Source organism: Neiella litorisoli, assembly GCF_014773395.1.
In the GTDB taxonomy this organism is placed as follows: Bacteria; Pseudomonadota; Gammaproteobacteria; order Enterobacterales; family Neiellaceae; genus Neiella; species Neiella litorisoli.
Map to the genome: position 1 here is coordinate 60,550 of NZ_JACXAF010000015.1, position 19,653 is coordinate 80,202.

The following is a 19,653-nucleotide window of genomic DNA, read 5'->3' on the forward strand; positions in this document are numbered from 1 at the left end:
TATGCACAAAAAAAAGACGATTGCTCGGTCTTTGTGATCTTGATCGATCGGAAGTGTTTTCGGCGCAGTGACAATAGTGCGATCCAGATCACTCCGAAAAACTGAGATTGCTGTAAAAGTAATGGCGCTTTGCACTCATATGGACAGCCGCTAGCTCAGGCACCATTTTTGTGCATTACGCACCATTTTAGTTCTTTTTGTCCACTTCCAAAGCATGGTTTTGTTGCATTGATTTCGACAACTAATTGTTATCAAACAAAATGTCCATTTTGGCACACAATTCGCTTTGAAGTCAGACCCCATTTAAAACAACAACGTGGATTGACCAGAATTTCCTAGTATGGAAATCGGAGGTATTTAAAGGATGTCCGTAGAAAACGTACTAAATCAGTTAAAAACTGAAGAAATTAAATTTGTTGACCTGCGCTTTACTGATACTAAAGGTAAAGAGCAGCACGTAACTATCCCATCTCACCAAGTTGACGAAGATTTCTTCGAAGACGGTAAGATGTTCGATGGTTCTTCAATCGCTGGCTGGAAAGGCATTAACGAATCAGACATGATTTTGATGCCAGACCCAAGCACTGCGCTGCTTGACCCATTCTCAGACGAAGCAACTCTGATTGTTCGCTGTGACATCCTTGAGCCAGCGACTATGCAAGGCTACGACCGCGACCCACGTTCTGTTGCTAAGCGCGCAGAAGAGTACTTGAAGTCTACCGGTATCGGTGATGCTTCTTACTTCGGTCCAGAACCAGAATTCTTCATGTTCGACGACGTTCGCTTCACTTCAGACATGTCTGGTGCAAGCTACAAAGTTGATTCAGAAGAAGCAGGCTGGAACAGCGACAAAGAATACCCAGAAGGTAACTTGGGTCACCGTCCAGGCGTTAAAGGCGGTTACTTCCCAGTACCACCAGTCGATTCTGGCTACAACATCCGTCACGCCATGTGCATGATCATGGAAGAGATGGGCCTGACTGTTGAAGCGCATCACCACGAAGTTGCGACTGCTGGTCAGAACGAAATCGCTACTCTGTTCAACAGCTTGGTTAAGAAAGCTGATGAAATCCAAGTGTACAAGTATGTTGTTCACAACGTTGCACACGCTTATGGCAAGTCTGCTACTTTCATGCCTAAGCCGCTTGTTGGCGACAACGGTTCTGGTATGCACTGTCACCAGTCTATCTATAAAGAAGGCGAAAACACCTTCTCTGGCGACAAGTACGGCGGGTTGTCTGAAACTGCTCTGTACTACATCGGTGGTATCATCAAGCACGCTAAAGCAATCAATGCTTTCGCCAACGCTTCTACCAACTCTTACAAGCGTTTGGTTCCAGGCTTCGAAGCCCCAGTAATGCTGGCTTACTCTGCTCGTAACCGTTCTGCTTCTATCCGTATCCCATTCGTTCCTTCTCCGAAGGCTCGTCGTATTGAGGTACGTTTCCCGGATCCAACAGCTAACCCATACTTGGCGTTCGCTGCAATGTTGATGGCTGGCCTTGACGGCATCCAGAACAAGATCCACCCAGGCGATGCAATGGATAAAGACTTGTACGATCTGCCAGCTGAAGAAGCTGCAGCAATCCCACAAGTTGCATCTTCTCTGGAAGAAGCGCTGTCTGCACTAGACGCAGACCGTGAGTTCTTGAATGCTGGCGGTGTATTCTCTAACGACATGATCGACGCTTACATCGAGCTGAAATCTGCTGAAGTTGAGCGCCTGAACATGACAACTCACCCAGTTGAGTTCGAAATGTACTACAGCGTATAAGACCAAAAGTCTGGTACGAACTGTGAACAAAGCCCGTGCATCGCACGGGCTTTTTTTTATACTGAGCACAGGATTTGTTGCGCAGACATTAACATGAAACCAGTAGTCGTCATTTCGTGCTTGTTGAGCAGCTGGATGCTGACAAGCCACGCTACAATCTACAGCTGGACTGACGAAAACGGCAATGTCGTCTATTCCGACATGCCCCGTCCTGGTGCAGATGCAATCGACCTGCGAGCACGAGTGCAAAATGTATCCGATGGTCAATCGGCAGTAGCCGGTTACCAACCGCAGCAAGAGTCAGCTCCACAAGCCCAACCTGCCATTGCGATTAGCGATCCAGCCCATGAAGCCACAATCCGCAGCGCTGAGGGTAATCTGATGGTCACCGCTCAATTGTCGATCCCTGCTGGCGTTACACAACGACTGCAATTATTAGTGGATGGCCAAAAACAAGGCGAGCCGCAAGCCTCATCTGTGTTTGCACTAACGGGCGTCGAGCGTGGTAGCCATCAATTGCAGTTACAATTAGTGAATAATCAAGGCTCGGTACTGGCGTCCTCCGAAGCGATCCAAATCCACATGCACCGCCCTTCGGTACTACACCCGAAAAATAAACCACCGGTTCCAACGCCACGCAATTAATCACTTGCCTGATTGAGGTTTGTTCCAAGATAACGCCCCAAGATTAGGCATAAATTTTGCTGGGTTTGTATTTGGAACAAAATTCGGGAGTTATTCCAGTTTCAATAACATCTCCCGCACCACTATTGTGCAAACCATGTTAAGGTGACTTGAGGCTTTAGCCAAAAGTTCCTTATTGGTGCACAAACACGATTCAGATATTGAGCGACAAGCAGCATTATGATTAGCGACTCAACACAACAAGTTATACCAGGTCTGTCCGAAACATTACTGGAACACTTGTCAACGGCAGTGATCTTACTCGACCACCGCCTACTCATCCGCTACATCAACGCTGCTGGCGAACAAACTCTAGCGCAAAGTGCCCATCGTTTGATTGGCGAAAAGTTCACCACCCTGTTCGAGCATTGCTCGCTGCAATCAGACTTACTGCAAGCAGTGTTCAGCAAGGCTCAAGGATTTACCGATTCGGAAGTGTCTTTGGTGCCAACCGATGCCGAACCTCTACTGGCAGACATTGCCGTCTCACCGATGATCATTGGCGATCAAATATACGCACTGATGGAATTGCGTCGTGTTGACCAACAACGTCGGATCAGCCAAGAAGTCATTCAATCGGCTCAACAAACCGCCGCGCGAGATTTAGTTCGCAGCTTAGCCCATGAAATTAAAAACCCACTCGGTGGTTTGCGCGGTGCCGCCCAGCTTTTACAAAAAGAGCTGGTTAACAATGAGTTAAGTGAATTTACCCGCATCATTATCGAGCAAGCCGACCGACTACGAAACTTAGTCGACCGGTTATTGGGGCCCCAGCGCCCGGGCGAACGCGGCGAGCACAACATTCACAAAGTACTGGAAACCGTGCGCCAGCTGGTCAGTATGGAGAAGTCTGAAGACTTAGCCATCATTCCCGATTATGACCCCAGCATTCCGGAATTCCCGATGGATCCGGAACAAATGCAGCAAGCCATCCTGAACATCGTTAAAAACGCCGTTGAAGCGCTGGAAGGCAAGGGCACCATTACCATGTCGACGCGGATCGCCAATCAAGTGACATTGAAAGGCGTGCGCTACCGCTTGGCAGTTGAAGTATCGATTGTCGATGACGGGCCGGGTATTCCACTAGAACTACAAGACACAATTTTTTATCCCATGGTTTCAGGCAAGCAATCGGGTACCGGACTCGGTTTATCGATTGCTCAGACATTAGCAGCTCAGCATAACGGTAGAATTGACTGCAGTAGTTGGCCGGGACATACCGAATTCAAAATGACACTACCGATACGCAAGGATTAATAGCGGCATGAGAAATTCCTCTGTATGGATTGTTGACGATGACAGCTCAATTCGTTGGGTTTTAGAGCGCGCACTCAGTGCCGCCAACATCAGTAACCAGAGCTTTGCCAGTGCCGAAGATGTGCTGGACGAGTTAACTCGGACCCGTCCACAGGTGATGATTTCTGACGTCCGAATGGAAGGCATGGACGGTCTGGAGATGCTCAAGCAAGTAAAAGAGCAATATCCTGAAATGCCAGTGGTGATCATGACCGCGCATTCCGACCTCGATAGCGCAGTGACCGCATTCCAAAGTGGCGCCTTTGAATACCTGCCAAAACCATTTGATGTTGATGATGCCGTCACCCTAGTCAACAGGGCGCTGACCCATGCCAATGAGCAGGCTCGAAGCTCAGCCAGCGAAGCCCCGCTCGGCCAAATTGAAACCCCTGAGATCATTGGCGAAGCACCTGCAATGCAAGAGGTGTTTCGGGCCATTGGCCGGCTATCACGTTCATCAATTAGTGTGCTGATTAATGGCGGTTCCGGTACCGGTAAAGAGCTGGTCGCGGGAGCATTACACAAGCACTCGCCGCGCGCCGCCAACCCATTTATCGCGTTGAACATGGCGGCGATCCCGCAGGACTTAATTGAATCCGAGCTATTCGGTCATGAAAAAGGTGCCTTTACCGGCGCGGCTGGGCCGCGCCATGGCCGCTTTGAACAAGCCGATGGCGGTACCTTATTCCTCGATGAAATTGGCGACATGCCAATGGAAGTGCAAACCCGCTTGTTACGGGTGTTATCTGATGGTCAGTTTTATCGTGTTGGTGGCCATTCGCCGATTTCGGTGGATGTGCGGATCATTGCCGCAACGCACCAGAATCTTGAGAAGCTGGTACAAGAGAACAAGTTCCGCGAAGATTTATTCCACCGTTTGAATGTGATTCGGGTCCACTTACCGGCACTGGCTGAGCGCCGTACCGATATTCCGCAATTGGCGCAGCATTTCCTCCAGCGCGCCGCAAAAGATCTTGGCGTCGAAGCCAAAGCGCTGCATCCCGATACCGAGCTCTATCTGTCGCAACTGCCGTGGCCGGGCAACGTTCGACAATTAGAAAACACCTGTCGTTGGCTGACTGTGATGGCGAGTAGCCAAGAGGTTTTGGTCGCCGACTTGCCACCCGAACTACTCAACGAGCCATTGTCGACCACCAGCACTGAGCCAGGTGAAGCTGGCGTGCCACAAGAAGCCACCGCGCAGCAATGGCAGCAATTGCTGCAGCATTGGGCCGATAGCCAATTAGCCGCCGGCCGCAGCAACATTCTCGAAGAAGCAACCGCTGAATTCGAGCGAGTCATGCTGCGCTGTGCCCTTAATCATACTGGCGGTCACAAACAAGAGGCAGCCAGGCGATTAGGTTGGGGCCGCAACACCCTGACCCGAAAATTAAAAGAGCTGGATATGTAACATCGGCGATGTATTTGATGAAAAAGCCACTTGCGGCAACGCAAGTGGCTTTTTTTGTTAGCTGTTGTCCGAACCTTTGCGAGCCCAAAGCAGTAACACTGAGCGCGCTTGAAGCTGATAGCGCTCAACCGTCAGCGCTGGCGCGTAGCCCAGTTCTACATAATCGTCGGGGCTTGGTAGCGAGGTATCGACCACCCGATACCAGTGTGAATCTTCAACCTGTGGTAAGGCAAAAGATAGCGGCTGATGGTAGGCGTTAATGGCAAAATAAATGGTTTCATCCGAATGCGGCGCCTTCATTTTTAACGCGATTGAGCGCGAATGTTCGGACCAATCGGGCTGATGCAGCTCAGTGCCATGCCATTCCAAATTGGCACTGTTCAACATCTCCGCCAATGACTGATTTAATTGCTGGTTCAATCCGGCGTTGAGTAAGCGGAGCCGGATCATGCTTTGTGTAAAGCGCAATAGGTCAGCATTTTTGGCCACGTCATCCCAATCAAACCAACTCAGCTCGTTATCCTGACAATAGGCGTTATTATTGCCTCGCTGCGAACGCGCCACCTCATCGCCCATATTGATCATTGGGGTACCAAATGAACACAATAAGACGGTGATGAAGTTCTTCATCTGACGCTGCCTGAGAGCATTAATCTCAGCATCATCGGTCGGCCCTTCGACGCCACAATTCCAGCTGTTATTGTGGTTATCGCCATCGCGGTTACACTCGCCGTTGGCTTCATTGTGCTTATCGTTGTAGCTCACCAGATCGTGCAAAGTGAAGCCATCGTGGGCGGTAACAAAGTTAATACTGCGATGAGGAGAGGAGTTATGATGCAAATAAACATCAGGACTGCCAATCAGGCGGTTGGTGATGGCGCTGATCTTGCCCTTATCCCCTTTGATAAACGCCCGTACATCGTCTCGGTATTTACCATTCCACTCCTGCCAACGATCGCCAATGAAATTACCCACCTGATACAAACCGGCGGCATCCCAAGCTTCGGCAATGATCTTGGTCTGAGCCAACACCGGATCGGTATCAATCGACCATAAAATCGGTGGACTCGCCATCGGCGAACCGGATTCATCGCGCGACAATACCGAGGCCAAGTCAAAACGGAAGCCATCGACATGCATTTGCTGCACCCAATACCGCAGCGAATGGCGGATCATGCGTCGCACCACCGAGTGGTTGGCATTAAAGGTATTGCCGCAACCGCTGTAGTTGGTGAATTGGTCATGCTGGTCAAGAATGTAATAGGTGTCGTTATCAAGTCCTTTAAAGCTCAAAATCGGACCATCTGCGCCACCTTCAGCGGTGTGGTTATAGACCACATCCAAATAAACTTCGATGCCCGCTTTGTGAAGCGCTCGCACCATTTGGCGAAACTCGTTGACGGGGCCAAGGGGCGATTTATCGACGGCATAGTCGGAGTGAGGCGCAAAAAAGTTGATTGGGCTGTAGCCCCAATAATTGGCAGGGCTATTGGGCGGCACATCTTGCGGATCAAACTGATGGATCGGCATCAATTCAATCGCTGTCACACCAAGCTCTTTGAGATAAGGGATTTTATCAATAACGCCAAGGTAAGTGCCGCGCCGCTCTGGGTCTACACCGGAATTGGGATTGGCGGTAAAGCCTTTGACATGCATTTCATAAATGACCGTTTCAGACAAGGGTCTGGCAATCGGGCTGGTTTCCTCCCAGTCAAACCCTTTGTGGTCAACCACCGCACCAAGAAAACTGTGGCCTACGTTGTCAACGCCATATTCGGCAGCCATTGCCCGACAGTATTTCTGTGGCCGGCAAACGCTCTGGGCGTATGGGTCGAGCAACACCTTGCTGCCGTCGTAATAAAGGCCTTTTTCAGGCACATAAGGGCCGTGCACTCGATAACCATATAGCTGGCCTGGCTCAATGCCTTCAAGCCACACGTGCCAATAATGGCCGCTGTGATTCGCTAAATCAGTGAGTTCAATGGACTCAGGATCATCATCATCAACATGATCAAACAGCAACAATTCGACAGACGTTGCTAATCGGGAAAATAAACAAAAGTTAACGCCACCATTGAGAAAGGAAGCTCCCAGCGGGTATGTACGGCCTGTACCCTGAACTCGCTTCATAAATCCTGCTCTTTGCAATACATCGTTGGGGTAATGATAGAAAAAACCCCGGGGAGTGCCCGGGGTTTGAATCATTAAAAACCGATTTTTTCGCCTTTCGGTATCACCACAATGCCGCCTTCGGAGACATGGAAGCGTTTGCGATCCGACTCAGGATCTTCACCAATCACTGTGCCTGGAGCAATTTGGACATCTTTGTCGATAATGGCGCGTCGGATACGACACCCTTCACCAATATCGTTGTTACCCATAATCACGCATTTCTCAACATAAGAGTGGCTGTGAATATGGACGTTGTGGCCAATGATGCTGTTGTAAATAATCGCACCACTAATAATCGAACCTGCCGCAACCATCGACGAGATGGCCTGACCGGTACGGTTGGTTTCATCGTGAACGAACTTAGCTGGCGGTACCGCAGGGTGGTAGCTGCGCAACGGCCAGAACTTGTTGTACAGGTTGATTGGTGGCTGGATTTGGATCAAATCCATATTCGCTTCGAAATAAGCGTCAATGGTACCAACATCACGCCAGTAGCCGCGGGCATAATCCGGCTCGCCACGAATCACATTGGTCGAGAAGTCGTAGACAAACACTTTACCCTGCGGGTAGAGCTTAGGAATGATGTCATGACCAAAGTCATGCTTCGAATCAACTTGCTCGGCATCTTCTTCCAAGCTATTGACCAGCGTCTTCGCTTCAAAGACATAGTTGCCCATTGATGCCAAGCACATATCGGGACGGCCCGGAATGGTTTTTGGATTTTCTTTTGGCTTTTCTTCAAAGCCAATCATGCGGCCACTTTCATCAATTTCGATAATACCGAACTGATCGGCTTCGCTAATGTGCACCGGAATCGCCGCAACGGTCAGCACTGCATCCTTGTCGTGATGATAATTAATCATCTGACGGACATCCATTTTGTAGATGTGGTCGCCACCAAAGATACAAACGTGCTCAGGATCGAGGCCGCGGATCAGGTGTAGGTTTTGATAGATCGCATCAGCCGTACCCATGTACCAGTTTTTACCGGTTTGCATCTGAGCAGGAATCGGATCAATGAAACGATTTGTCAAACCCGAGACTTGCCAGGCGCGCGACATGTGTTTCATCAACGAATGCGACTTAAACTGAGTTAATACAAATATCTGAAGCAAATCCGAGTTCACGAAGTTGTTCAGCACAAAATCAATAATGCGGTAGTTGCCCCCAAAAGGTACCGCTGGTTTAGCTCGAATTCCCGTCAATGGTGATAATCGAGTACCTTCACCCCCTGCCAAAATCATGGACAGAATTCCAGACATGACTTCTCCTTTTTGTTCAATCTAAGTCAAAAAGCAAGACCAAGAAACCGGTCCCACAAGTAATTATTATGTGCTCCATTACGTTACAAACGAATTACTCTATCAATACCATGATGGGTTTGTTTCGATTGCGTAGAAGTCAGCATTTTCAGCTGCTTGAAGCTCAGCTACAGAGTTATTATCCGTGCCCGATCGAAACCGCAAATTGATTTGAGGCAGGGTTGAAGTGTTAACCATATCACACTTTTTGATCTTCTCAAGATAGAAGGTGATACCGATCACTTAACAACTCCCCCAGTCACTCCAATGTAAAGCGGACCCGCAACGGACCATGATCAGACGCATCAGAGGTTTCAGCAACGGCTGCTAAAACATTCAAGCCACGATAGAACACGTGATCGATAGGACGACCAAAAAAGCGAACCCTCAGATCAGGCGACCACGTCACCGCCTTTAGGCCCAATTCAGTTTGTAATTGTTTAACTGCATGGTGCCGCGAATCACTCCAGTTGTTAAAGTCCCCTGTAACAATAATGGGACCAGAGTGGAACTTTAAAACATCGATAACGCCAATGAGTTGCGCAAGGTAATCTTCTGTGCCAACGGTGAAATTAATGGCATGTAAATTGACGAGCCAAAGGAGTTGTTGCGATGGCAACTGAAATGCCGTCAACAACGCCGTTTTAGGGAAGGGCAGCCATGGCTCTGGTGCCCACCAACCACAAACGTCAATGGCAGGAACTCGGGCAATCGTGCTGACTCCCGCTGTGCCATATTGGCCCTCGCGTAACATATTAAATGCCGCCGCCTGATAACGATACCAAGGCTGCAAAAAGCCAGCGCTCTGCCAGTTTTGATCGGCCACCACTTCCTGCAGCGCCATGACATCAGCAGTCGCCGCGTAGCCCTCAAGTTGCTGAACTAAGTTGGTGCGACTCTGCTTGTAGATATTCCACACCAACAACTCAAATTCCGCCGGTAATAACTGATCGCCTGCCGCGGCTTGATCGTTTGCCAATTCAACAAAGTCCAATGCTGAGCATTCACCCGCAACGGCGTCTCCGTTATTATCAACAACTTGATTGTTATCGGGTAGTTGCCACGGCCAACTTAACGCAGCAAGCAACAGCCAGAATGTCGCATTCATGCAGCAAGCCACTCCAATGTGGAGCCATTGCTCACAGGTAGGTGATCACTAGGTATGAAATCGTCGAGCATTATTCGCATCCCCCGCAACTGGAAGAGTAAAGCCAGTTACGCTTATGAAGCGGATTATCAATGTCGCATTGGCGATCAGCTTGCCAAGCAGCAGCTACTGAATCAACCCAATGCCGGTTTTCGTCTAATTAGCCGTGATGATGAAGCATTAGCCATTCGACTGGCATTAATCGACCAAGCGGATCACAGCCTCGATTTGCAGTACTACAAGTGGCTCGATGACAACAGCGGCTCACTATTGATGTCGCACGTCATTGCCGCCGCCGATCGCGGTGTTCGGGTTCGATTACTGATTGATGATATTCACTTTGATGCCGATCTCAATGCACAAGCATTGGATTTGCACCCCAATATCGAGATCCGCTTGTTCAATCCGTTCGACTCCCGACGGATGACGCCGTTAACCCGGCCGCTGGAATGGCTGCGTGATGATCGCGTCAATCATCGCATGCACAACAAGCTGATCTTGGTCGATTCGCTGGTCGCCTTGTGCGGTGGCCGCAATATTTCTGATAACTACTTTGGCCTTTCGAGTCAGGTCACTTTTCGCGATCTCGATTTACTCACCGTCGGTGATGTCATTCCGGCAATGAGCAGTGCCTTCGATGATTTCTGGAATAGCCGCTGGGCAATTCCGGTCGGCTCGCTGTTGAAGGTCAGCCTACCCGTACGACAACGAAAGCGGCTGCAACTCATGCTGCGACGATTCAAGCGCTCGCGCCAATATGGCCATGTGGCTCGCTTACAAGAGCTCACCCAATTATCGGTGCCCGCAATCACGGAACAGTTAACTTGGGCCAAAGCAACGGTGTTGTATGATTTGCCCGATAAAGTTCAAATTGGCCGTCGCAAACCAGCCGATGATAGCGACCCCTTGCTGTTGGCATTGCGCCAAGTGAAAGCCAACTTGCGCTTAATGTCGCCATACTTAATCCCAACTCCCGGCATGCTCGAACTGCTACGGCAATATCGCAAGCGCGGCGTCAAAGTGACCATTTTGACCAATTCGCTCGCCAGCAATGATGTACTCATTGCCCATGGCGGCTACATGGCGTACCGGCAACAACTACTGAAACTAGGCGCGACCATCTACGAGCTATCGCCCACGGCACAATTTCAACCACCCGCGCCATCACGCTATAGCTTGCACAGCAAAACCCTGATCTTCGATCAGAACAAAGTCTTCATTGGCACCCATAACGCCGATCCGCGCTCCATTCATCTCAATACCGAAATGGGTTTGTTAATCGACAGCGAATCACTAACCGCGCAGGTTTTGGCGGAGTTCAACAGCCATACCCAACAGGGTAATAGTTGGCGCGTTAGTCGCCGATTTGGCTATCTGTTCTGGCGCCGCGTTCGCCGCGGTCAAACCGAGCTCAAACGCCACGAGCCAGAAACCACTCGCTGGCGGCGCCTAGTGGCTCGTATGTTCAGTTGGCTGCCGATCCACAAACAGCTTTGATTTGCTGCCAGTCGCTGCGCCGATGATTTACTTCACATCGTGCAAGAATAAATCCGATAAAGGCTTAAGACCTGGCGAAAAATGTCGATAATAGCTCCACTTATAAGAACCCCTAAGGTTCAACTTCTGCTGTAAGGAATCGCAACATGAACGGCCTCGGACTGCGTTTAACGACATTTTGTGGCATCGCCATAGTTCTGCCACTGATCGTGGCCATTGCTGTGCTCGATGGCTTACCTTGGGCGCAAGGCCTGATGCTGCTATTGGTGCAGCTCATCTTGGTATGGTTAGCATTACAGTGGGGCTTAGGACAGTGGCTTGTCACACCGCTTCGCGAACTTGCAGCAAATAGCAAATTAACCTCGCCACCGAGCGATCCGGTGCAGTTAATGCAAGCACTTCAAGCAGAGCAAGTAAAAAGCTTTGAACAAATCGCCGAGCAGGTACAAAACCTCAGCCAAACGGTGGAATTCAATGCTGAGAGTATGGCCGCAGCCAGCGACAACACACTCACAGTCAATGGTCAGCAGCAACGCGAACTATCAGCGTTATCTGACACTTTAGAGCAACTCAACAGCAACGCCGCCACGGTTGCTAGCAATGCTTCAGAAGCGGCACAACAAACCACCAGCACTCGCAAGTTTGCCGATGAAGGCGCCGCCATCGTGATCAGCTCGATGGATACGGTCAATCAACTGACCGAACAAATTGATACCACCGCCAATAAAGTTGAAACACTGCGCGACAACAGCGACAACATTAGCTCAGTGCTCACGGTGATCCGTTCGATTGCCGAGCAAACCAACCTGCTCGCCCTGAACGCGGCGATTGAAGCAGCCCGCGCTGGCGAACAGGGTCGTGGCTTTGCCGTGGTTGCCGATGAAGTTCGCTCGTTGGCACAAAAGACTCAGCATTCCACTGAAGAAATTGAAACCATCATCAATGAGTTGCAAAAAGCCTCCACTGAGGCCAATGCTGCGATGCAGGAAAGTCAACAAGCGGCGCAGCAAACCATTGAAACATCTGCAAAAGTGAGCGATGCATTGGAGCATATTCGGGCCAATGTCACCGCCATTAGCGATATGAATAACCAAATTGCTGAACACGCCACCAGTCAACAGCAAGTGGCGGAAACCGCGAGCAACCATGTTAGCTCGCTGCAAGCTCTATCTGACAGCGTTTCGGGCAATATTCAGGTGGCAAGTGATAACGGTCAGCAATTGGCCGGCGAGACTAATTCACTGCGCAGCATCATCGAGCAATTACGGCAGGCTCGGCGTTAAGGTCTAACACCCTACGGCTTTTTGGTATACACAGGCCCAGGAAACTGGGCCACTTTGTCTGATAGAGGTTTAATACTGGCGCGACCGCGCTGCTCAACCGCATCAATTCGCAACACATTGTGCATCGGCAGGTAAGTTCGCTGAACACCCTCGAATTCACTTTTTAGGCGCTCTTCAGCGGTATCGACCAAGAGTTCCGATTGGGTATTCCAGACAAAATCAGCAATCTCGATAAAGCCCCACAAACTGCCCTGTATCACTTCGCGAACGAACAACTGGTATTGTTCGCCGTTGACAACAAATTGAACTCGATACAAAGGCGTTGATTCAGACATGGGCTCCTCCAAATAATCGCGGCCATTCTAATCGCTCATCCGCTTACCAACAAGCGCCGCCATGTTTCGCTATTTTTGCTTACAATTATTTACAGTAATTGTTGTCCAAACCCCGACGCCGACAGGCATTTTTCTTGCCTTGTCTGGTAGACTCGCGGGCCAATAATACCGATCCGAGGCACCACTTTCGCTGCGGCATTGGTATCAGATTAACGTTTATACTGAGGTAAAGATGGAAACCTTATCGGCCGCGGCCATGCTGTTTCTGATCATGGATCCACTGGGCAACTTGCCCGTATTCATGTCCATCCTAAAACAGGTCGATCCCAAGCGCCGCCGTATCGTGCTGCTGCGCGAATTGTTGATTGCTTTGGCCATCATGCTGATATTCCTCTACACCGGATCGGCAATTTTGTCATTCTTACATTTGAAACAAGAAGCGGTCAGCATCGCTGGCGGCATCATTCTGTTTTTGATTGCGATTCGAATGATTTTCCCTCAGCCCGGCGGCGTCATTGGCTTAGCGGCAGGCGAAGAGCCGCTAATCGTACCCATGGCGATTCCGTTGGTGGCGGGGCCATCAATTTTAGCGGCGCTACTGCTGCTGGCGAACCAAGAGCCCGGCAGAATGGTCGATTGGACGCTGGCACTCTTTGCTGCTTGGGTACCAACAACCTTGATCCTACTGTTCTCGCAAAACTTCCATAAGTGGCTCGGCGAGCGTGGACTGACGGCAATGGAAAAGTTAATGGGGATGATTCTGGTGATGCTCAGCGTTCAGATGTTCCTCGATGGTATTGCCGATTACCTGGAAGCGAGTATGCATTAATGAGCAAAGTTCGCCTTTATCAGGCCGCCAATAGTATCGAAGCAAATTTACTGGCGGGTTTGCTCAACCATTGCGGCATTGCCACCGAGTTGCGTGGCGAAGCCCTCGGCGGCGCGATTGGTGAACTACCCGCAGACCTGCTGCAAATTGAGCTTTGGGTTGATGAACAGCAATTGCCAGCCGCACAACAGCAGCTCAACCAGTGGCAACAGCAATCGTCGCAGGGCAATTGGCAATGCAGCCAATGCCACGAACAAAATCCTGCCAGCTTCGAACAATGCTGGCAATGCGGCCATGCCGCCAACCGGAGTGAATAGTCCATGGCATTTAATGATCAACTAAGAGAACTGCAGGCGTGGCAACAAGCGGCCTATTGCGCCGCCATTGCCGAGCGCATGCTGCCAAATTTTCAGCTTTATGCAGAAGCCAATGACAGCGAAGCAGGGCGCAAAGCCAGAGCCATTCTCGACACAGTTTGGGAGCACTTAACGGTCGCGGGCAGCCGCATCGACTTTGTCAAACAAGCCGAAAAGCTACAAGAGCTGATGCCCGACCCACACCTTGATGACAGCCTCGGTTGCTTTTTAGGGCTCGATGCAGCGCTGGCCATTGACCACTGTTTACAGTTGTTGATTCAAAAAGATCCGGAACAGGTGGTCAGCATCAGTCGTTTATCGCGCGCCAGTGTCGCTCGGTTTATCGAGGCCACCAACGACTTGGATGAAGGCGAAAAGCTCAGCACTCATCCACTGATGGTGTTCGAACACGACAGTCAGGATGAGATCCTGACCGAGGTAACAAGCAAAACCAAGCTCGACTATCAGCACAATAAACAACTGCGACAACTGATCCGAGAGCAGGGTGTCAGCAGTATCGGTATTGAGCGGTAACACTCAAGCCACGCAAGCACAATTAAAACAACAACCAAAACAATAAAATACACCGACTAAGACAGGATACTCACTCATGAAACGCATTGTCGTTGCGCTCATCATCATCGCCGTTGCCGGTGCCGTGTACTGGCGCTACCAGCAAAACGCGCAGGTCGAAAACCGCCAGCGGCCAACCGCATCCGTCGTTGTCGCACCGTTGACTTCGATGATCATGGAAGACCGTTTTGAAGCACTTGGCACACTGCAAGCCAACAGCAATATTGAAGTCACCGCCAATACTACCGACAAGGTGGTTGAGGTTCGCTTCACCGATGGTCAGCAAGTCAAAGAAGGCCAAGTGCTAGTGCGCCTGCAAAGTGGCGAGCAACAAGCACAGCTCCAAGCCGCCAAGGTTTATTTGGCCGAACAACAGCGCGAATACAAACGGATTGAAGATCTGGTGCGTCAGCGCACGGTGGCCAGTTCCGAACTTGACCGTTTGCAATCGCTGATCGACGTGGGTGAAGCCCGCGTTGCCGAAGCACAGTCAAACCTTGACGATCGCATAATTACTGCGCCATTTGCCGGTCAGCTCGGCTTCCGCCAAGTCAGCAATGGTGCTTTGGTGACTCCGGGAACCGTGATCACCACGCTTGATGACATCAGTATCGTCAAACTCGATTTTCAAATCCCCGAACGTTTCCTCACCGCCGTTCAGCCCGGCACCAGCATTGCGGCAACCAGCGCCGCTTATCCTGGCCGCGCTTTTGAAGGTGAGGTTAGCAGCTTGGCAACGCGCATCGACCCGGTCACTCGCGCGGTTGATGTCCGTGCGTTAATTGATAACCAAGACAGCGCATTGCGCCCCGGCATGCTATTGCGCGTGCAAGTGATCCGCGCTCGTAACCAAGTCTTGGCATTGCCCGAACAAGCCTTGCTAATGCTGCAAGACAAGCACTTTGTTTATGTCGTTGATGACAGCAATACAGTAAGCCAAAAGCAAGTCGAAATCGGCATGCGCCAGGATGGCATGGTGGAAATCATCAGCGGCATTGAAGCCAACGAAAATGTCGTGATTGAAGGGCGTCTAAAAGTCCGTATCGGCTCGAAAGTGATGATCCAAACTGAAGACTGGCGTGGGGATGCGTCATGATCCTGACCGACATATCTGTCAAAAGACCCGTCTTTGCCTCGGTCATCAGCTTATTGCTGCTGGCGTTTGGCTTGGTCTCGTTCGACAAATTGCCGCTGCGCGAATACCCCGACATTGATGCCCCTGTGGTATCCATCAGCACCGATTATCGAGGGGCATCCGCTTCGGTCGTCGAAAGCCGCATCACCAAGCGCATTGAAGACCGGATCGCCGGTGTTGAAGGCATTCGCAATATCATCTCAAGCAGTGAAGATGGTCGCTCTCGCATCACCATTGAATTTGATATCTCACGCGATATTGACGCGGCTGCCAACGATATTCGCGAGCGCGTTTCACGCATTTTGGATAACTTGCCAGACGAAGCCGATCCACCGGAAGTAACCAAAGCTGGGGCCGATGATGACACCATCATGTGGCTCAACCTGACCTCCGATCGGATGAACTTGCTCGAGTTGACAGATTACGCTCGGCGCTATTTGGAAGATCGATTCAGCGTGATCAATGGGGTTGCCCGGGTTCGCATTGGCGGTGGTTTAGATTACTCGCTGAGAATTTGGCTCGACCGCGAAGCGCTAGCAGCACGTAACCTGACCGTGAACGACATCGAAGCCGCCCTGCGACGGGAAAATGTGGAGCTGCCAGCCGGTAATATTGAATCAGACAACATGATGTTTACGGTTCGAATTCAGCGAGCATATGACACCGCCGAAGGCTTCTCTAACTTGGTCATCAAGCGCGGCGACAACGATTATCTCGTTCGTATGCGCGATGTGGCGAAAGTTGAAATCGGCCCATCGGAGCAGCGTAAATCGTTCCGAGGCAACGGCGTACCTATGGTTGGTTTGGGCATCACCAAGCAATCCACTGCCAATACGCTGGAAGTTGCCAAAGCAGTTCGCAAACTGGCAATTGAGGTTAACCAGCAATTACCCGAAGGCATGGAACTGATCAACAGCTACGACTCGTCAGTGTTTATTGAGCGTTCCATTGAAGAGGTCTACCAAACGCTATTCATTGCCATGGGCCTGGTGATCTTGGTGATCCTGTTGTTTCTCGGCAACATGCGGGCGATGCTGATCCCAGCACTAACGGTACCCGTGTCGTTAATGGGTACGTTTATCGTGCTCTATCTATTGGGCTTCACCATTAACTTGCTAACACTGCTAGCCATGATTCTGGCCATCGGCATGGTGGTGGATGATGCCATTGTGATGCTGGAAAACATTCACCGACGGATTGAGTCGGGCGAGTCCCCCTTGGTGGCGGCTTATCTCGGTGCGCGGCAAGTGTCATTTGCGGTGGTCGCTACAACGCTGGTACTGATTGCGGTATTTTTACCCATCACCTTCCTTGAAGGTGATATCGGCAAGCTGTTTACCGAATTCGCGGTGGCGATGTCAGCGGCAGTCGCATTCTCCAGTTTGGTGGCGCTCAGCCTGTCGCCAATGATGTGCTCCAAGCTGCTCAAGCCCCATGAGCAACCAAGCTGGCTTACCCAGAAAATGGATGCCGGCCTCGACAAAGTGCGTCGCGCCTATCAACAAAGCCTGCGCAACCGCATTCAAAAACCTTGGTTCACCTTTGTCATTATTATTGCCGCGGTTGGCGCCGTCAGCGTGCTGTTCAAGCAAGTGCCAGAAGAGTTTACGCCGAAAGAAGATCGCGGCGCTTTCTTCATTATTGTTAATGCTCATGAAGGAGCCACCTACGAGTACAGCAAGCAGTACATGGATGAAATCGAGCGCCGGCTAATGCCATTGGCCGAACGCGGCGATGTCAAACGACTGCTGATCCGCACACCTCGCTCCTTTGGCAGCACCTCTAACTTCTCCGGCGGCTTTGCCATTCTAGTGCTCAATGACTGGGAAAACCGCCCGAGCGCCTGGCAGATCATGGGCGAAGTGCAACAACGGATTGGCGATTTGGCCGGTGTTCGGGCTTTCCCGATTATGCGCCAAGCACTCGGCGGCGGTGTTGGCAAGCCAGTTCAATTTGTGCTTGGTGGTAGCGATTACGAGGAGCTAGCCCGCTGGCGCGACATCATGATCCGCGAAGCGAGCAAGAACCCGAACTTAATCGGTTTAGACCACGACTTTAAAGAAACCAAACCGCAGTTACGGGTGGTAGTCGATACCGAGCGCGCTGGCGATCTTGGCGTCTCGGTTGCGGAAATCGGCCGCACCTTGGAAACCATGCAGGGCTCCCGTGTTGTCACCACATTTATGATGCGCGGCGAAGAATATGACGTCATTCTTGAAGGCGAGCGTGAGCGGCAGAATTCAGCAACGGACATGACCAATATGTACGTTCGCAGCAACAATACCGGGGAGCTCATCCCGCTTTCTAACCTGGTGACGGTGGAAGAGTTTGCCGACGCCACGTCGCTTAACCGCTACAACCGGATGCGCGCCATTACCTTAGAAGCGAATTTGGCCGACGGTTATACCCTGGGCGAAGCGCTGAATGATCTCAATGACATTGCCCACACCTACCTGCCTGCTGACGCCATGATCAGTTACAAGGGGCAGTCGCAGGATTATCAAGAGTCCGGTGGGTCGATTTACTTCGTCTTTACCATGGCTTTGCTGGTGGTGTTTTTGGTGTTAGCAGCGCAATTTGAAAGCTACATTCACCCGCTGGTGATCATGCTGACGGTGCCATTGGCTATTTTTGGTGCTTTGCTGGGACTGTATCTGTTCGGCCAATCACTCAACATCTACAGCCAAATCGGCATCATCATGTTGATTGGTCTGGCGGCCAAGAACGGTATTTTGATCGTTGAATTTACCAACCAGCTGCGCGACCAAGGCATGGCCTTTGAAGATGCCATCATTGAAGCGGCCGGACAGCGCCTGCGGCCGATTCTGATGACCGCAGTCACCACTGCATTGGGAGCACTGCCGTTGGTGGTCAGCTCCGGCGCCGGCAGTGAAACACGTATCGTCATCGGTGTGGTGGTGTTAACAGGGATTGTGGTCGCCACCGCATTCACCCTGACCATTGTGCCATCTGTGTACGCCTTGTTGGCCCGCGGAAGCGGCTCACCAGACGATGTTAGCCACGAGCTGGATCGACAACTGGCGGCCATGAAAGCCGCCAAGGATCAGTCGGCCGACTCCACCAAATAAAGTCTGGCGTGGGCTTGCCCCGCCACTTTATCGCGCCACAGCTGCCAGTTCGCTGGTAGTTGTGGCATCGCTAATCCCGCTTCTGATTCACAATAGACCCACGCCTGCGGTGCCAACCAAGGGCTCAGCAATGCCAGTGTTGGCGCTAATAAATCTCGCTGAAATGGCGGGTCGACAAACACCAAATCAAAGCTCTGTGTGGGCGTTTGCTGCAAAAATGCCAGTGCATCGCCCTGCACCACCTGAGCTGTCGCTTGCAAGGTGGCGGCATTTGCTTTGAGCTGCCGAGCTGCCGCCGCATCCATTTCCACTGCCACTAAGCCGTCGGCATAGCGTGACAGCGCTTCAAAACCGAGGCCACCAGCACCAGCAAATAAATCAAGCACCTGAGCGCCATCAGTTTGCCCTTGCAGCCAATTAAACAGAGTTTCTTTTTGCCGATCGGTGGTCGGACGGAGCCCTTGTAAGTCGTGAACAGGCAATTTTCTGCCCCGCCACTGGCCAGCGATGATCCGTATTTGCCCTACGTTATTCGGGGTTTTATTTGTTCGGTTAGTGTTTTTCCGCATCAATCGTGGTGACTCTTCCTAATTACTTGGCTAACGCGCTGACGTTAGCAGGATGAAAAACGCGCCAGAAGCAGGTAACATCCGCATCAAATACGTAATATTTATGTCGGCTTTGTTCGCGCTCCCGCAGCGAGGCGGATGTAGTCTACCAGTTTTTCTTAACCCTCACCGTTGTCATACGGAGTCAGGAGGGTGGGTTCAT

Annotated in this window: 16 protein-coding genes; 11 read left to right on the top strand and 5 right to left on the bottom strand. The window is 51.0% G+C overall.

The features are described from left to right. Nucleotides 1–364 precede the first annotated feature (364 nt). The 4 genes from glnA to glnG all read left to right on the top strand — a co-directional run bounded on the left by glnA (nt 365) and on the right by glnG (nt 5,165). Complete coding sequence (gene glnA / locus IC617_RS12130; protein WP_191145249.1) at nt 365–1,774, top strand: glutamate--ammonia ligase; 1,410 nt, start codon at nt 365–367, stop codon at nt 1,772–1,774. A 93-nt stretch (nt 1,775–1,867) separates the two neighbouring features. After that, entirely contained in the window at nt 1,868–2,419 is a 552-nt protein-coding gene (locus tag IC617_RS12135) for a DUF4124 domain-containing protein (RefSeq protein ID WP_191145250.1), read from the top strand. Between the two features lie 219 nt (nt 2,420–2,638). Beyond that, the gene (gene glnL / locus IC617_RS12140) at nt 2,639–3,715 is read left to right on the top strand and encodes a nitrogen regulation protein NR(II) (RefSeq protein WP_191145251.1); all 1,077 of its coding nucleotides are present in this window, start codon (nt 2,639–2,641) and stop codon (nt 3,713–3,715) included. 7 nt (nt 3,716–3,722) lie between these two features. Continuing rightward, nucleotides 3,723–5,165 carry a nitrogen regulation protein NR(I) gene (glnG, locus tag IC617_RS12145; RefSeq protein ID WP_191145252.1) on the top strand — a complete coding sequence of 481 codons (1,443 nt, stop codon included), beginning with the start codon at nt 3,723–3,725 and terminating at the stop codon, nt 5,163–5,165. Nucleotides 5,166–5,222: 57 nt separating this feature from the next. Here glnG and glgX read toward each other — a convergent pair whose 3' ends face one another. The 3 genes from glgX to IC617_RS12160 all read right to left on the bottom strand — a co-directional run bounded on the left by glgX (nt 5,223) and on the right by IC617_RS12160 (nt 9,746). Next, nucleotides 5,223–7,295, bottom strand: a complete 2,073-nt coding sequence (glgX, locus tag IC617_RS12150) for a glycogen debranching protein GlgX (RefSeq protein ID WP_191145253.1) — start codon at nt 7,293–7,295, stop codon at nt 5,223–5,225. A gap of 74 nt (nt 7,296–7,369) precedes the next feature. After that, on the bottom strand, nt 7,370–8,599 hold the full coding sequence (glgC, locus tag IC617_RS12155) for a glucose-1-phosphate adenylyltransferase (protein WP_191145254.1): 1,230 nt from the start codon (nt 8,597–8,599) through the stop codon (nt 7,370–7,372). A 298-nt stretch (nt 8,600–8,897) separates the two neighbouring features. After that, the gene (locus tag IC617_RS12160) at nt 8,898–9,746 is read right to left on the bottom strand and encodes an endonuclease/exonuclease/phosphatase family protein (protein ID WP_191145255.1); all 849 of its coding nucleotides are present in this window, start codon (nt 9,744–9,746) and stop codon (nt 8,898–8,900) included. 54 nt (nt 9,747–9,800) lie between these two features. Between IC617_RS12160 and IC617_RS12165 the strand changes: the two genes are divergently transcribed. Further along, the gene (locus IC617_RS12165) at nt 9,801–11,282 is read left to right on the top strand and encodes a phospholipase D family protein (RefSeq protein WP_191145256.1); all 1,482 of its coding nucleotides are present in this window, start codon (nt 9,801–9,803) and stop codon (nt 11,280–11,282) included. Between the two features lie 146 nt (nt 11,283–11,428). Then, nucleotides 11,429–12,565 carry a methyl-accepting chemotaxis protein gene (locus tag IC617_RS12170; RefSeq protein WP_191145257.1) on the top strand — a complete coding sequence of 379 codons (1,137 nt, stop codon included), beginning with the start codon at nt 11,429–11,431 and terminating at the stop codon, nt 12,563–12,565. Between the two features lie 11 nt (nt 12,566–12,576). Here the strand turns inward: IC617_RS12170 and IC617_RS12175 are convergent, their stop codons facing one another. Next, on the bottom strand, nt 12,577–12,900 hold the full coding sequence (locus IC617_RS12175) for a DUF1820 family protein (protein ID WP_191145258.1): 324 nt from the start codon (nt 12,898–12,900) through the stop codon (nt 12,577–12,579). 232 nt (nt 12,901–13,132) lie between these two features. On the opposite strand from IC617_RS12175, the gene IC617_RS12180 reads away from it, so the two are divergent. The 5 genes from IC617_RS12180 to IC617_RS12200 all read left to right on the top strand — a co-directional run bounded on the left by IC617_RS12180 (nt 13,133) and on the right by IC617_RS12200 (nt 18,882). Next, on the top strand, nt 13,133–13,729 hold the full coding sequence (locus IC617_RS12180; RefSeq protein WP_191145259.1) for a YhgN family NAAT transporter: 597 nt from the start codon (nt 13,133–13,135) through the stop codon (nt 13,727–13,729). Continuing rightward, nucleotides 13,729–14,046 (top strand): putative signal transducing protein, encoded by a 318-nt coding sequence (locus IC617_RS12185; protein WP_191145260.1) that lies wholly within the window; start codon nt 13,729–13,731, stop codon nt 14,044–14,046. The genes IC617_RS12180 and IC617_RS12185 overlap by 1 nt, the downstream gene beginning before the upstream one ends. Nucleotides 14,047–14,049: 3 nt before the next feature. After that, entirely contained in the window at nt 14,050–14,619 is a 570-nt protein-coding gene (locus IC617_RS12190; protein ID WP_191145261.1) for a YjaG family protein, read from the top strand. 76 nt (nt 14,620–14,695) lie between these two features. Then, nucleotides 14,696–15,754 carry an efflux RND transporter periplasmic adaptor subunit gene (locus IC617_RS12195; protein ID WP_191145262.1) on the top strand — a complete coding sequence of 353 codons (1,059 nt, stop codon included), beginning with the start codon at nt 14,696–14,698 and terminating at the stop codon, nt 15,752–15,754. Beyond that, nucleotides 15,751–18,882 (top strand): efflux RND transporter permease subunit, encoded by a 3,132-nt coding sequence (locus tag IC617_RS12200; protein WP_191145263.1) that lies wholly within the window; start codon nt 15,751–15,753, stop codon nt 18,880–18,882. Before IC617_RS12195 ends, IC617_RS12200 begins: the two co-directional genes overlap by 4 nt. On the opposite strand, the gene rsmD is transcribed toward IC617_RS12200, so the two are convergent. Further along, nucleotides 18,858–19,451: a 16S rRNA (guanine(966)-N(2))-methyltransferase RsmD gene (gene rsmD, locus IC617_RS12205; protein WP_191145264.1), complete on the bottom strand. Its 594-nt coding sequence runs from the start codon at nt 19,449–19,451 to the stop codon at nt 18,858–18,860. The genes IC617_RS12200 and rsmD overlap by 25 nt on opposite strands. Nucleotides 19,452–19,653 lie beyond the last annotated feature (202 nt).